Annotated in this window: 10 protein-coding genes and 1 pseudogene; 10 read left to right on the forward strand and 1 reads right to left on the reverse strand. The window is 52.9% G+C overall.

Translation table 11 applies throughout. The features are described 5' to 3' along the window. The first annotated feature begins 22 nt into the window (after positions 1 to 22). A complete protein-coding gene (locus tag MK110_01965) occupies positions 23 to 1,534 on the forward strand; it encodes a sodium/solute symporter (GenBank protein MCH2210039.1) in 1,512 nt (503 codons plus the stop codon). A 514-nt stretch (positions 1,535 to 2,048) separates the two neighbouring features. On the opposite strand, the gene MK110_01970 is transcribed toward MK110_01965, so the two are convergent. Further along, on the reverse strand, positions 2,049 to 4,181 hold the full coding sequence (locus MK110_01970; GenBank protein ID MCH2210040.1) for a hypothetical protein: 2,133 nt from the start codon (positions 4,179 to 4,181) through the stop codon (positions 2,049 to 2,051). A 292-nt stretch (positions 4,182 to 4,473) separates the two neighbouring features. On the opposite strand from MK110_01970, the gene sppA reads away from it, so the two are divergent. The 9 genes and pseudogenes from sppA (at position 4,474) to MK110_02015 (ending at position 15,595) form a co-directional block, all read left to right on the forward strand. After that, the gene (gene sppA, locus MK110_01975; GenBank protein MCH2210041.1) at positions 4,474 to 5,520 is read left to right on the forward strand and encodes a signal peptide peptidase SppA; all 1,047 of its coding nucleotides are present in this window, start codon (positions 4,474 to 4,476) and stop codon (positions 5,518 to 5,520) included. Positions 5,521 to 5,567: 47 nt separating this feature from the next. Next, positions 5,568 to 7,409 (forward strand): apolipoprotein N-acyltransferase, encoded by a 1,842-nt coding sequence (lnt, locus tag MK110_01980; GenBank protein MCH2210042.1) that lies wholly within the window; start codon positions 5,568 to 5,570, stop codon positions 7,407 to 7,409. A gap of 53 nt (positions 7,410 to 7,462) precedes the next feature. Next, on the forward strand, positions 7,463 to 7,819 hold the full coding sequence (locus tag MK110_01985) for a hypothetical protein (protein ID MCH2210043.1): 357 nt from the start codon (positions 7,463 to 7,465) through the stop codon (positions 7,817 to 7,819). 193 nt (positions 7,820 to 8,012) lie between these two features. Further along, positions 8,013 to 8,552, forward strand: coding sequence for a DUF2062 domain-containing protein (locus tag MK110_01990; protein MCH2210044.1), 540 nt, complete (start codon positions 8,013 to 8,015; stop codon positions 8,550 to 8,552). 429 nt (positions 8,553 to 8,981) lie between these two features. Then, positions 8,982 to 10,730: a phosphoenolpyruvate--protein phosphotransferase gene (gene ptsP, locus MK110_01995; GenBank protein MCH2210045.1), complete on the forward strand. Its 1,749-nt coding sequence runs from the start codon at positions 8,982 to 8,984 to the stop codon at positions 10,728 to 10,730. Positions 10,731 to 11,167: 437 nt separating this feature from the next. Next, entirely contained in the window at positions 11,168 to 12,706 is a 1,539-nt protein-coding gene (locus MK110_02000) for an Rne/Rng family ribonuclease (protein ID MCH2210046.1), read from the forward strand. Between the two features lie 262 nt (positions 12,707 to 12,968). Continuing rightward, positions 12,969 to 13,346 (forward strand): 50S ribosomal protein L21, encoded by a 378-nt coding sequence (rplU, locus tag MK110_02005; GenBank protein MCH2210047.1) that lies wholly within the window; start codon positions 12,969 to 12,971, stop codon positions 13,344 to 13,346. A 264-nt stretch (positions 13,347 to 13,610) separates the two neighbouring features. After that, complete coding sequence (locus tag MK110_02010) at positions 13,611 to 14,372, forward strand: glycosyltransferase family 2 protein (GenBank protein MCH2210048.1); 762 nt, start codon at positions 13,611 to 13,613, stop codon at positions 14,370 to 14,372. Positions 14,373 to 14,735: 363 nt separating this feature from the next. Next, positions 14,736 to 15,595: pseudogene (locus tag MK110_02015) on the forward strand (nitrilase). The last annotated feature ends 263 nt before the right edge of the window (positions 15,596 to 15,858 follow it).

The following is a 15,858-nucleotide window of genomic DNA, read 5'->3' on the forward strand; positions in this document are numbered from 1 at the left end:
TACCTGTCCTGCATACGTCACCATGCACACACTCGATTACATCACCATTGTTTTGTACCTGCTGTTGGTGCTCGGTCTGGGACTTGCCTTCCGACAGAATCAGTCGCGGCGGGAGTTCTTTGTAGCGAGCGGGTCGATGGGCTGGCTGCCTGTCGGGCTAAGTGTCATGGCGACGCTGTTCTCTTCCAACAGTTTCGTATTTTACCCTTCAGCAGCTTTTGGTAACAGTTTGCGGATTGGTCTCTCGCTGATCGCGTTTTCACTGATGATTCCGGTGGTGATCTGGGTGTTCATCCCGGCATATGCCCGACTTAAAGTGGAAACGGCATACGAATATCTGGAGCTGCGGTTTCACGTATCCGTTCGCACGCTTGCCAGCGGACTGTTCGTGCTGTTGCGGATCGGCTGGATGGCTTCGGCGACTTATGCGGCATCTTTGGTCGTCTCGAGTGTGATGGGAGTTCCCGAGACGGCCGTGATTATTGGCCTCGGAGTGGTGTCCATCGGTTACACAATGCTTGGTGGACTGCGAGCTGTGATGTGGACCGATGTGATTCAGTTCTTTGTGTTCGCCGCCACGATCCTGCTGACACTGGGTCTGATTCTGAACCTGACCGATTCCGGCATTGATGAGATCGTGGATTCCTACTTTGACGGGCGTGATGGTCTGATTATTGATTTTTCGCCGTCCATGGTTTTGCCCTACGGCAGCTGGGTGATGTTGATTGGCGTGTTTCTGGAGGGACTTTCGGCCTATGGTGTCGACCAGGTTGCGGTTCAGCGTTTTCTTTCTTCGCGATCAGAGCGAGCGTCACAACTGGGAGCTGCGATGAGTCTGGCCGCCACGTGGATCGTGGTTCCCGGTTTATTGATGATCGGCGTTGGGCTCTATTCCTGGTTCACTCAGCATCCGGCCGAACTGGGAGAAGGAACACTGTCCGAAATTCTGGCTGGTGATTCCAAAATTGCGGATCACGCCATGCCCGAATTTGTGCGTCTTCATTTTCCACCTGGGTTAGCGGGTTTGTTTCTTGCGGCATTGATGGCGGCCATCATGTCGAGTATCGATTCGGGAGTTCATTCCGTCACCACCGCACTGATAGTGGATTTTCGAGACAGACTGTTACCCGAACTTCGTCCAAAAGATGATGGTACTGAGGTGCTGTGGATTCGAATTTTGGTGGTTGTTGTCGGAACCATGGCCATTACGCTCGCCTGTTATGTGGAGCCGCTTGGCGACGTGTTTGATATCGGAAAGAAACTGACGGCTGCTTTTGGCGGACCACTGCTGGCGATCTTTATTCTGGCTCTGTTTTCCCGTCGAGCGACTTCACTCGCGGTGTTAGTCAGTGTTTCGCTGTCCACCACACTGACGTTGTACCTGATGTCCACACAGGATTGGTTTTCCGTTTGGTACTGGCCGATTGGGTTTAGCACCACACTGATTCTGGGATACATCATGAGCTTTGCACAAACCGCCAGACCTACCGAATACACGTTCTCTCAGATCATCCGCAATCACCCCGGACGTTGAACTGTTCTGAACGAACGGTTTGGTCCTCAGCGGAGCCAGGGACAGAAAAGTGCGGCGGCCGGGCGGCAGTAGATGCCTCTGGTTTGATTTCTGATTCAGGACCGCAGGACGAATATCTTTTGCGGGCCTGACAATACCAGGAGCTCCACAGCGCGGTGTCTTCCGCGTCAGGATCGTCATGTGACAGGTTGAGTGATCCGCTGGTCCGTTTGAAAGAGTGGGCCATGTTTTCTCAACGGCCACCGACATCTTCCGGACTTTAGTCGGCACTCAGACGGCCGCCGGGCTGATGTCCCGGGAGAATTTCGCTGAGAGTTCGGTGAATGACTTCCCGTCGTCTCTGACAATATTCAAACGCTGACAGCGACAGCAATTCGATGTATGGTGGCTGGGTGTGACAAATGAGTCACGACCGATTTAGTACTATAGAAATCCGACTGCCGCGCTGACAACAGCCACGAAAACATATCAGTGAAAGGTGTTGTGAAGCGGGACTCTGTGAGCCCATTCAATATTAATTTGCGAAGCTGGCCGGGGCGTTCCAAAACATTTGCATTGTTTCTCTTGAGCAAAATAGATACAGCCGGTCCTGATACCACAGGGCGAATTCAAGCGAACCGGCATGTAGTTCACCGGAATTCACCAGTGATACGATGTCTGCTCCGCCGATGGCCGGTGCGTACCGAGTTGGATTGGCTTCGAATCGATCTCGAGCGATCGCGGAACTGAAGTGATATGTGTTAGGTCCAAACCTGGATTCATGAGACACGGAACCTTCCGTCAGCTGTTTTGCTTCTCGCAACTGGACCGGACAGAAACCCATGAAACCGGTCATGTGTCGGCGGGCTTCAATTTTTTCACGTCGGGACTGTTGTTCGTCCGATGACTCACCGACACTCAGAGCGTGTTGTTGCCAGACATCAAATGGATGTTCTTCGGCGACGTCTGCTTGCAGGTGGGGGGCTTCAGCTGTTATGTGTTCTGTTTCTGCGACGTTGGTTGTTTCCTGCAACTCCTCATCATCTGTTTCATTCCGCATTTGGAACGGATTGTCGAATTCTTCTTCAGAATATAATCGCACACCGGTAAAGGGATTCCGATGCTGTTCTGTCGATGAAACTTCCTGTTCCTCTTCTGTTGCAGGCTGCTTCGATGTTGACTGTTCTGCTGGAAACGCGTCCTGATCGGGGACCGTCGGTGTTTCATCGACAGTATCCAGATCCACATCCCAATCCAGATTGGGAATATCCTGGGAAACGGAGTCGGCCGTTTCGAACGGATTTACAAATTCGTCGGGTGGAAGTTTGTCGATGGGGGGAGCGGCAGGACGGATTGTGTCCGGAGTCTTCGGCTGAGACGCCGGACGGACGAGAACGGCTGGTTGATTTCCGGTGACTGCACGCGACAGCTGTCCCGGGACGGGTTGTATTGCGGGATTACGCTTGTGCGGTCCTGACGCACGATCCTGTCGCGAAACAATGGGCGTAGTTTTCTGTGCCCCGGTTTTGTTGCGGCGAAAACGGCCAAAAATCCTGGGCAGCAGGCCCTTTTTCCTCACAGCGGTTACTGATTTGGACTGAGACGGAGTTAATGTGTCTTTGCTGATGACTTTGGAAATTTGACCGAAGTGTTCCGGTTCCGAATTTGGAACATCGTTGGAAACCGGTTCAGTACGTTCGAACGGATTTGCAAATCCGTTGGGTGAAATTCTGTCGACGGGAGTCGTCGCGGGGCGAGTTTTGCCTGAAGTATTCGGCTGAGATTTCGGACGGACGAGCCGAGCCGTCTGTTTTTGGGCGATCGCACGCGACTGTTGTTTCGGGACAGGTTGTGCTGTCCGACTGCGATTGCGCGGAGTTGACTGAGCGTGCCTGGGATCAACGGACCCAGCATTCTGTGTCACAGTTTTGTCGCGGCGAAAGCGGCTGAAAATCCCGGGCAGCAGTCGCTTTATCCTGGCAGGGGCTGTTGACTTCGATTCTGCCGGCGGCAACGTGCCCTTGTTGGATACCGAGCGAATTATGGCATCAGGCTTCTGGATGTCTTTGGAAACAGATTCCCCAGGTTGGAACAGGTCCACAATTCCTTCCGCCGGAATCATATTTTCGCCTGGACTTGAGGGGTGACCTGTATTTGGTGTCTTTGGTTGAGATACCGGGCGGACGAGACCGGTCGGATGATTGCTGGTGACCGCACGCGACTGTGATTGCGGGACAGACTGTGATGTGTGCTTGGGCGGGGCTAATGCATGAGCGTCGCCGTGGACAACAGGCGGAGCTTGCTGAGCCGCGGTTTTGTTACGGCGAAAACGGCCGAAATTTCCGGGGATCGCTCGTTTTTCCATAGCTGGTGCAGGGGATGTTGCTTCGCGTTTTTTGACTCGGTCCATCCTTGGCGTCTTCGCATATGGAAGATCAGCCATCTTCATGGAAGGCATCTCCACGCCGGATTCCCTGAACAGTTTTTGCAACTCCCTGTTGACGGACGATGTTCCGGACGACCTTGAGGGTGACGTTTGCCCATGAACGGCGACCGGAGAGGCAGCCTTGTCGGTACCATAGACGTAGCCGGTGGAAAGACTCACGACAGTCATTGTAAAGATACACAGTCTGCGTGCGTCGCGGAAATAAACACAGGGTTTGATCATGATCTGATTCTCTGTCGTCCGTGAACGTTCAAGTCATGGCCGCACCGGGTTCGTGAGCGGCAATAACGTGGAGTTGGCAGCGATTCTTGAAATCGGGCTGTCACACGGTGTACCTATCGACAGTTCCGATTGTTCGGATACTCGGGCAAGTAACGGTTTTTGCCTCTGTATAAAGGAGAATACGTGCAGGAACTGCATAATCTGAATACCCGGCAGACTTGAACCGAACCCCCTGTTTTCACAAAGTCCGCAGTGACAAGTCACTGAACGCGTATTCAAAAAGAGTGAATCGATGAATCGAGATAACACAGTTTCAGCAGGAGAATCGGCGACGATGTCCGGCGGAACCATCGTGGTCAGGGTCGAATCAGATCGGTCGCACGCCCGCAGAAATCTGGGAAGTCTGATTCTGTTAGGGTTGTTGGCGGCTTCCGTGATGATGAACCTCGCATTGATTGCCGGATCGGCAGTGAGTGACTCGTCACTGAACACTGTGCGGCAGGTTCATCGTGACGGCAGTCTTGACTCGCAGAACAAAATAGCGGTCATTCGGTTTTCCGGCACGATTATGCCTCCGTTCACCGATCGATGGATTAAGCAGATACGTCACGCTGCTGAGGACGACGTGGTTCAGGGAGTGTTACTGGAAATTGACAGTCCAGGCGGCCTGGTCGCTGACAGTCATCAGATCTACCACGAATTACAGAAACTGCGGGTCATCAAACCTGTTTATGTTGCCATGAAACGGATGGCAGCGTCAGGTGGATATTATGTTGCGATGGGGGCGGGCCCGGACGGTCTGGTCTTTGCGGAACCTACCACCTGGACCGGTTCGATTGGTGTCATTCTCCCTCGATACAACGCCGCTGAACTGGCGTCGAATTTAGGCGTTAAAACCGAGCCACTGGTGACCGGACCACTCAAGGGCAGTTTAAGTCCGTTTCGGGATCTGCGGGAAGATGAACGAGTGGTTTGGGAAACCATCATTGATGATTCCTTCCGGCGATTTATTGCAGTGATTGCTGACAACCGAAAGAGTCTCGATACGGAATCTGTCAAAAAACTGGCGACCGGTCAGGTGTATACCACGACTCAGGCTATACAGAACGGACTGGTGGATGAAACGGGATTCGTGGATGATGCGATTACTGCACTGGCGGAATCACTGAATCTCGCTGACTATGAAGTTGTCGACTACACGTCGCCGACGGGACTGATTGAAGTCTTACTTGGCAGTCAGGAATCACCGCCCGGCATTCTGGACCGATTGCTGCAAGCGGGGGTACCGCGAGCGTTCTACTATTGCTCCTGGAATCCCGTGATTCCGGTGCGTCGTTAGTCCATTCTCGGCAGACTGGAGACGCGTATCCAGGTACGAGCTGTTCATTGAATAAAGGGTCTGTGGACGTGACTCAGTCGGCTGACACTGAAATTGACAGAATTATTTCGGCCGGACGAATCAGCTTCCGACATCATGGTCCTCTTCAGCCAGTCGTGTGGCTGAGTCTTCTGTCGATGTCGCTCCTGTGGTTGTGTTTCACTCCATTGGAATTTGCCGCAGCTGCATGGATATCACTTACACCGGCCTGTGTTCTTCTCCGTACACCCGTACTCTCGCGTCGGCAGTATGCTGTTATAACTGTCTGTGGCTGGATCTGGGCACTTTGCACCCTGCAATGGATGCGACTTGGTGACCCGACAATGTATCCGGCGCTGCTTGCAATGGCGTTCTATGTGGGACTCTACATTCCCGCATTCATTGGTGTCAGTCACAGGCTGATCCGACACCGATTTCCGCTGTGGCTGACTGTTCCGATTGTCTGGACGTCACTGGAGTTTCTGCGGGCGCGGCTGATGACCGGGTTCGGATGGTATTTTCTGGGACATTCACAGTATCGCTGGATCGAACTGATTCAGATTGCAGACATTACCGGTGTGTACGGGATCTCTTTTCTCACGGCAATGTCATCGGCCGTACTGGCAGAATTCATTCCGGAATCCTCATTCGCAAAGCCCGGATTCGAAACTCCGAAATTGATGTCCGCAGGACAGCGACTGTCTGCAGCCGCGACCTGTGCACTGCTGGTTGGTATGTGTGTGGTTTACGGCTGGCAGCGCAAGCAGTCACTGGATGTCACCCACGGTCCTGTTGTTGCGTTGGTTCAGGGGTATTTTCCGCCCGACGTCAAACATGATCCGAACCGGGCGCAGGAACTGATTAACACACACGATCTGTTGTCACGTCGCGCGGGTGAACTCCAGCCCGACCTGATCGTATGGCCGGAAACAATGTGGCCGGTTCCCGACTGGAACGAAGATCCGCGTCTTACGGATGAACAGGTGAAACAGTTCCTTGAGACGATGCTGCACGTCCCTCCGGAACGAAGTGCCGAAGCTCTTCTGTTCTATCGGAGGCTCAGCGTCCGAGAAAGTCTTGTTAACCGCAGCCAGGAGATCGGAACTCCTATGTTATTCGGGATCCAGACGCTCGACGTCTCAGCGTCCGGAATAAAAAATTATAACTCTGCTGCGTTTGTGCGGCCGGACCTGGGTTATATGGGGCGCTACGACAAGATGCACTGTGTCATCTTTGGCGAATATACGCCGTTGAAGTCGATCGTTCCGTTTCTGGCAGACCTTCGACCACCCGGGATGCCGGAACTGGATGCCGGAATGGCACCGCAGATTTTTGAATCCGGCGGCGTCCGTTATGCGCCGGTTATCTGCTTTGAAGACACGGTGCCTCGTGTGGTTCGACGCATTGTTAATCATCATGAAGATTCAGCGGTTCGTCCCGATGTTTTGGTGAATATGACGAACGACGGCTGGTTTCGCGGATCCAGTGAACTGGATCAGCATTTGATAACATCCTCGTTTCGCTGTGTGGAAACGCGACGACCGATGGTGCGGGCGGTTAATGGAGGGATTTCTGCATTCATCGATTCCAGTGGCCGAATTCGCGATCCGGAACATTTTCTGATCATGACATCGTCCAAAGGGATCGATGGAGAATTCAAACAGGTCGACAGCATGATCGATGAGGACACGGGACGCTGGTTTCGTGAGTGTTCCGGAGTACTGACGGGGCAGTTACCACTGGACGGTCGACACTCGATTTATTTGCAGTATGGAGACTGGTTCGCCATGCTGTGCAGTGGCTTGGTACTGGCTCTGTGCATCCGCAGTTTTGTGAAACCCCGTAACCCGAATAGGGAGATGAATCCATGAAGCTCCTCTTGCCAGTCGTTTTATGTTTGCCGACCGGTTGTATGGACGGGTCGGTGTCGACGGATTCCTCCCGCAGTGAGAAGCCGCTTCGGGTTAAGACGACCGATAATATCGGTGAGTTCAAAGGTGACAAACGAGTGGTTGAGCCTAAGGTGAAGGCCACGAATCCGATCACGGCGCCGCTGCAGGCTTACGAGCCGATGAAACAGCGAATTGCCGGTTTGGGTATCGAGCACGCTGTGAATCTGTTTCATGCTTTGGAGGGGCGTTATCCGAAAGATCATGAAGAGTTTATGCAGCGGATCATCAAAGAGAACAATATGCAGCTGCCCGAACCGGCCAGAGGGTTCAGTTACGAATATGATGTCCAAAACCACAAATTGGTTGTGGTCAAAGACGCCGAGGATTGACCGGTAGCCGACTAAGACAAATAACCAACGCCCAGCGACGACTGAGCACACGGGCCCTGTAGCGTCTGTTCCGGTGTCCACTTGCCGAATTGAACAGGAATTTTGGGCCCTTTTTTGCAAATGTCACGTTTTTTGTGCCTATAGTTGCCGCGGTCTCATACCTTTGCCTAGGTCTTTGAGTCTTGCATCTCACATGTGGCGTCGATTATTCATTCTTTGCTCCGGCCCGAGAGCCTTTCTGCGTCAGATTCTGGCGCTCGACGATACTCCGCATGCCGTTGCACTGGGAGCTGCGGTCGGAATGCTTTTCGGTATGACTCCGACTGTCGGTCTGCAAACTGTTGAAGTGATCGTGTTTGCTCTGTTGACTCGACGTTTGTTCTATTTCAATCGAACGGCTGCCCTGGTACTGATATACGTTTCTAATCCAGTTACTGTTGCCCCGATTTATTACGCTCTTTACAAAGCCGGCACCTGTTTTGTTCCTGGTGAGGCTACGTTGCAGCAATTTCGGGAGATCCTGGCGTTTCGGGGATTTGCCGGCTGGTGGCAATCGCTAAACCAGCTTGCGACTGACGTCGGCCTGCCACTTGTGGTCGGAACGGCTGTTGTCGCGCCTGCGGCCGCGGTGGTTACATATCCCGTGACCCGATTTCTTATTCAGTGGTATCGCGGAAATCGCCTGTCGAAGAAAGAACGTAAGGCGATGAGTCAGGGACCGCCGGACCAGTAGATGGCAGGAAAAGACCACGGATCTGTAAATTCTCCGCATGCGACCATCACGCAGTCACAGGATTCACAGTCGGTTTAGTCTGCCCCGTACTGTCCGCTGACAACACGGATTCCTGCGAGTCTGCTGAAATTCCGGTCCGTGCCGGTCGATCGGCGACGTCTGGCGGGATCAGCACGGCCGGGGCAGATGCCTGACTAATCACCTGTACGGATTGTCGGTCATTCGACATTCGGGACTCTGCATTAGTAGACTCTGACGAATCAGTAACTCCGGCCATGCGTGCTGTTGCTTCTCGGTGCCATGGTAATCGGTTGGTTGCTCTGAAAATTCGACTCAGCTTGAACAGGTTTGACGAACATATGCCGGGCTAACGTGGTCGCGGTCACAGCTGAGCCGATTTAAGTCGTGTCAGGTCAGAGATTTCTCTTTATGCAGGTTCGAAATGGAATAGCCGTCTCTCCTGGAGTCGTCGTCGGTCCTGCGCTGGTGCTGGGTACCGAGAACTTCCGCATTCCGCGGAAATATGTTGGCCGTGATGCTGTGGAAGTTGAACTGGGCCGATTTCACTCAGCACTTGAGCAGGTGTGTACAGAGATCGAGAGTAATGAAGTATTGGTGGCCGACAAACTGGGTACAGAGTACGCTGCGATTTTCTCTGCTCACCTCCAGATGGCTCGTGACCCCCGGATGCTGGGTGAGGTGGAAAGTCTGATTCGGGAGCGAAGTTATTCGCCCGAGTACGCCGTCAGCCGCTTTCTGCGCCAGCATGCTGAGCAGATGCAAAACCTGGGAGATAAATATCTGGCTGAGCGGGCGCTGGACATTTTTGATCTTGAAAAGCGTCTGCTGGGATGTCTGTTGGGGGAAAGCCGAGAAGAGCTCAGCAGCCTTACAGCACCAGTCATCATTCTCGCTCACGATCTGACTCCAAGCGAGACGGCTCAACTGGACACCGAATTTGTATTGGGATTTGCCACGGAAGTTGGTGGTCATACGAGCCATACTGCGATTTTGGCAGGAGCCCTGGGAATTCCGGCTGTCGTCGGACTTGGAAGATGTTTGGCAGGTATTTCCGGAAGTGAAACCGTCATTCTGGACGGAGATCACGGTCAGGTCCTGATCGATCCTGATGAAGGGTCCATTGCAAATTTTCGTACGTCCGAAGCGCACAATCTCAAAATTCGCGAACGATTGCTGTCGCTTGAGGATTTGCAGGCGGAAACACCGGATGGTGAGCGGATTCACATCTACGGAAATATCGAGTTTCCCAGTGAAGTTGAACAGTGTATCAAACGGGGTGCTGAAGGAGTTGGACTCTACCGCACAGAGTTTCTGTACCTGGGTGGCAGGATTGAGCCGTCCGAAGAGGACCATTATCAGGCCTACTGCCGGGTGATTGAAGCCTGTGGCGATCGGCCGGTCGTTATTCGGACGATGGATATCGGTGCTGACAAGATTCCTCAGCGTTTACAGGAGCGATTCGATGAGACTCACAACCCAATGCTCGGCCTGCGAAGTATCAGATTGAGCCTGCAGAGTACCCCGGTTTTTAAAACCCAGCTTCGTGCCCTGCTGAGAGCGGCCGTGAAGGGCAATGTGCGCATCATGTTCCCGCTTGTGGCAACACTGCTGGAATATCGTCAGGCGAAAATGATCCTGATGGACGTGATGGAAGATCTGGAGGACGAAGGAATCGAGTTCAATAGGGATATTCCGGTTGGAATGATGGTTGAAGTTCCCTCTGCTGTTATGCTGGTGGAACAATTTGCACAGGAAGTCGACTTCTTCTCGATTGGTACCAACGACCTGATTCAGTACACTCTTGCCTGTGATCGTTCGGACCCTTCAGTAGCCAGTCTGTACCGTGCCGGTGATCCGGCGATTTTGCGTTTGATTCGAATGGTTCTGGCGGCGGCAAAAAAACACAACCGCCCCGTGACCGTTTGTGGGCAAATGAGTTCTGACGTACGGTTTGTTCCGTTATTACTGGGGTTGGGGTTGCGCCACCTGAGCGCGACTCCTCATTCGATTCCCCGACTAAAGGAAGTTGTCAGACACGTATCAATTCTGGATGCGGAACGAATTGCGGAGCACGCAATGTCGTTCGATCTTGCTCGTGATGTGGAACATTATTTGCTTGGAGAACTTGGACGACTGTGTCCGGATCTCGTTGTTTGAAATGACCCGTTTCGGGGGCGTTGCAGGTCGTCTCCGATTGACAAAACACTTTGCCTTTGATTTGAAACAGGAACGAACAACCCGTCATAACGAATTCAGCCGACATCCATCGTTCGCGAGGCCGTTGCGGCTTTCGACGAACCAGTCAGTACATGATCGGAACCGTCAAGTTGCGATCGCTTCGGATATTATCATATCCGGCAGGAGGCCGTTGTTGCACCCATGAAAACAGACCGGATTTCAGTCGACAGTTCGTGTCATTTCGAACGAACGGGCCGAAACCGGAATGTCTGAACCTGCAGGAGGATCTGTTTCGGCAGGAGACTGGTGTGCCGGCACACATGCTGCTTATGCAGCAGACTGTTGAGATTGTCGGAGTACTTTGACCAGACACGTTGTTCGTTCGCAGGAACGAAAGTCGTGTAATGAAAAAAGAAATGTTAATCAACGTACTGCAGCCGGAAGAAAGCCGGATTGCAATCGTTGAAGATGGCGTGCTGGAGGAACTGTACGTCGAACGCAGCAGTGCTGAGAACTACGTCGGCAATGTCTACAAGGGACGCGTGGTCAATATTGAGCCAAGTATTCAGGCCGCGTTTGTCGATTTCGGTGTCGGTCGTAACGGGTTTTTGCACGTCAGTGATGTCGAATACCAGTACTACAAACATCTGGTGGAAGACGAAGCCGGCGACGGCAAACGGCCGCCAAAACATCTCAATGAACGTAATGCCCGCAACAAGCCGCCGATCCAGCGCATTCTTCAGCGCGGAAGCGAAGTGCTTGTTCAGGTCATCAAGGAGGGCCTTGGAAACAAGGGGCCCACACTGTCGACGTACGTATCAATTCCCGGTCGCTATCTGGTTCTGATGCCGGGGCTGCAGCGAGTTGGAATCAGTCGAAAGATCCAGGATGAAAAAACTCGCCGGGAACTGAGGCAAAGTATGAAGAGTCTGCGCCCGCCGGAGGGTATTGGATTCATCGTACGAACGGCCGGGGTTGATCGTGATCAGGAGGATCTGAAACGGGACCTGAACTACCTGCTTCGACTGTGGGAAACCATTGTCAGCCGACTCAAAAAAGTACCGGCGCCGGCCACGATCTACGAAGAAAGTGACATGATGATCCGGACGATCCGGGACATCTACACGGCTGAAATTGATAATGTGTGGATCGATTCGGACGAAGCCTGCGATCGAGCGCGTGATTTTATGAAAATTGTCATGCCTCAGCATCAGAAGCGTGTGCGTCGTTTTGACGGCACAGAGCCTTTGTTTCACAGTTACGGCATCGAAGATGAAATCCTGCGTATTCAGGACCGCAACGTTCCCATGAAGGGTGGTGGGTCGCTGGTGATTGATCAGACGGAGGCACTTGTTGCCATTGATGTCAACAGCGGGAATTTTCGCGCTGATGATGATGCAGAAACATCGGCTTTCCATATGAATATGCGGGCCGCGAATGAAATTGCGCGTCAGGTCCGTCTTCGGGACTTGGGGGGAGTCATCGTCAATGACTTCATTGATATGCGGGATGAACGACATCGTCGAAAGGTGGAACAGGCCATGAGGCTGGCCGTGCAGCGAGACCGGGCCCGGACCCGGGTTCTCCGCATCAGTCCGTTTGGTCTGATTGAGATGACTCGACAGCGTGTTCGACCATCACTCCGACGAAGTGTTTACGAAGACTGTCCCTGCTGCACCGGTGTGGGGCAGGTGAAGACCGCCGAAAGCATGTCGATTGAAGTGATGCGGCTGGTAATGGCAGCGGCCAGTCAGAAAAACGTTGCCGAAATTGCCATCGAAGTCCATGACCGTGTCGCGAACGACTTCAATAATCGGAAACGTAAAGAGCTCATTGACATCGAAGACGATCGAGACGTACGGGTTGTCATTGGGTCCAGAGCTGACGTTGCTCCGGAACATCTGACGGTGGCCTGCAAGGATGACGACGGTCGTTCGATTGCTTTGAAGACCTGATGAGCGGCTTTTCGTCAGACTTGAACAGAATTAACACGGGCTAAATCAGTGACAGGCTGTGTAGATTTCGCAGTTCTGCCGGATGTGGTCGATGTTGTAACTCATTTTCAGGATTCCCTCCCGGATCCTGGTATCGGGTTGTGATTCCGGCTCGATCTCATGACTTTGGACGTTATACTGCCGAAAATTACTGATCAACGCCGGAAATTTCAGGCGTCTCTACAGCTTGTTTGCGGTCAGCCGCAACAACCCGGGTGAGCTCATGTTTGCCGTAATTGAAGATGGAAGCCGTCAACATCGAGTCCAGGAAGGCGATTTGCTGTCAGTTGACTATCGAGCTGACGCCGAAATCGGTGCTGCTCTGGCATTTGAACGGGTTCTGCTGGCTAACGCCGGCGGTGCCAGTGTTATTGGTAAGCCGTTAATTGACGGAGCGTCGGTGACGGCAGAGGTTGTTAATGACGAGGAAAAGGGTCCCAAGTTGGAGATTCAGAAGATTCGTCGCAGAAAAAACAGTCGGCGGCACAACGGACACCGCCAGAAGTACACTCGGGTGAAAATTACCGAAATCAGGATCCCTGACTTGGTGGTTGTTGTAGATGCAGATGCGTCTGCGGATGGCGAGGACAACAGCGAATAACTTGTCGGTCTGGTCGTGACTCATGGCCCTTCCCGGGTGGTGGTCCGACGCGGGAGAGGACCGTTGTCGGTCTCAAATTATAGCCGGCGGCCGTGAGCAGGTGGTTGTCGATTCCGGGGCACTCTATTTCAGCAAAGTGTGTTCGTTTTGAATCGATTTGCTGTCGTTGAGTAAACAGACTGTCTGATAAATGTCGTTCGTGGCAGTGCGTGACGAACCGGTTGCTCTCAAATTCGGTTGCGACCCGAAGCACAAGGCGAGCCGATGAATCACAGCAAATGTACTAAAGTGATTGCCGTCATGCCGGCCTATAATGCGGCCACGACACTGGAGCGGACGATCGCCGATATTCCGGAAGGCAGCGTCGAAGAAATCATTCTGGTTGACGACTGCAGCACGGATAACACAGTTGAACTGGCTCGTTCTTTGGGGCTCACGGTCATTGCACATGAAAGCAATACCGGGTATGGCGGCAACCAAAAGACATGCTATACCCGGGCGCTGGAACTCGGGGCAGACATTGTGGTGATGATTCACCCCGACTATCAGTACGACAGTCGAGTGATTCCGGTGGCAGCTGAGCTGATCCGTCTCGATAACTGTGACATTATTCTTGGATCCCGCATTCGAACCCGAGCCGAAGCACTGGCTGGTGGTATGCCGGTCTGGAAATACATTGCAAACCGATTTCTGACGATGTTCGAAAACGTTGCCCTCGGCCAGAATCTCGGTGACTTCCACAGTGGTTTTCGTGCATATCGCCGCGAGGTTCTCGAATCAGTTTCGTGGCAAAACAACTCGGATGACTTCGTGTTCGACACGCAGTTTTTGGCTCAATCGGTTGCTGGCGGTTTTCGGCTTGCCGATATCCCGGTTCCAGTGCGGTACTTTGAGGACGCCTCCAGCATCAATTTCCGGCGGAGCTTCCGATACGGACTGCTGACCGTATGGGTCATGCTGCTGTTCTGGATGAATCGCCTGGGCATCTACCGGTCGGTGATTTTTCAGTCGGAGTCGGATGGGTGACGCCGTGTGCGTTTCCGCCAGCTCTACCGGTTTCAGGTGAAGCTCCACAGGTGCTGCAAAAAAATCTGCCCAGCTTAGAAGCCCCGGCTTTCGATAAAGCCGAGCTTTTTCGAGATCGTTTTCGTTCGGTTCTTGTTATGCGGTGCCGGGCTGTGGCAGCTGGCAGGTCGATTGCTCTGCACAGCAGACTGTGAAAGATTCGGCCAAAATATTTTACGTGCGGTCGTTACACCGGCCGCCGGAGATTTAGCTGGAGTCTTCAATTCAATTATCGAACCGGATTAAGGGCTGGCGAGAAAAAATTTAAAACGGTGTTCGTGATGAACTAAAAACACGCTTAGTCTGTGAACAAAACCTTTCAGTATGAGACAAGTAAAAGTTGCTGTAATTCAGTCATGTCCTGTGCTCTTTGACAGCGAGGCGACAATCGCGAAAGTCAAAGACCTGACCGCCCGTGCAGTCAATGAAGGTGGACTGATTGTACTTTTTCCTGAGGCGTTTGTTTCAGGCTATCCGAAAGGTCTCGACGTTGGGGCACGTATTGGATCCCGTACTGATAGCGGACGCGAAACGTTTCGCCGGTATTGGGACAGTGCAATCGACGTGCCTGGTTCCGGCACCGAAAAACTTGGTCAGATCGCTCGTGAGGCCATGTATACCTTGTCATCGGGGTGATTGAACGAAGCTCCGGCACTCTGTACTGCACGGTTTTATTCTTTGCAGCGACTGGCCGGTTATTGGGCAAGCATCGAAAGCTCATGCCAACCGCGATGGAGCGGATTATCTGGGGGTTTGGTGATGGATCCACGATGCCCGTATTTGACACCCCGCATGGAAAAATCGGAGCAGTGATTTGCTGGGAAAACTACATGCCTCTTTTACGAACGCACATGTACGAAAAGGGCATACAGATATACTGGGCTCCAACGGTTGATGACCGAGAGAACTGGCTGTCCAGTATGCGTCATCTCGCAGTGGAGGGCCGCTGTTTTGTACTGTCCGCCAATCAATACCTGCGACGCGCTGATTGTCCGGAACAGTATGAGGGTTTTGAAGACGTACCTCCCAAGGCAGTACTCATCAAGGGAGGGAGTTGTATCATCGCTCCAACAGGCAGGATCCTTGCCGGCCCGTCTGTAAAAGGCCCGGAGATACTCACAGCTGAGCTGGATCTCGATGAAATAATACGAGGCAAATATGATTTAGATGTGGTTGGCCATTAGGCTCGCCCTGATGTTTTTCAGCTGAGCGTCAACGAAGCTGCTCAGTTAGTAACTGTGTGTTTCCGGCAGCCCCAAAAAGACGAATGATCTACCCCGAAACGCTGCTGGTATCCGCTCGACGCGGGCGCAAAACCATCCACGCTGCCGTTGCTTGTGGACGTTGCCGGCCGCACCTGACAGCTTACGGAACCGGCTGCTCTGAGTGATTCCGTGGTGGCCTTCGGACGAACGTCGTTCCGGGCGTCCGTTCACTTCGGTTTGGT

Source organism: Fuerstiella sp., from assembly GCA_022447225.1.
In the GTDB taxonomy this organism is placed as follows: Bacteria; Planctomycetota; Planctomycetia; order Planctomycetales; family Planctomycetaceae; genus S139-18.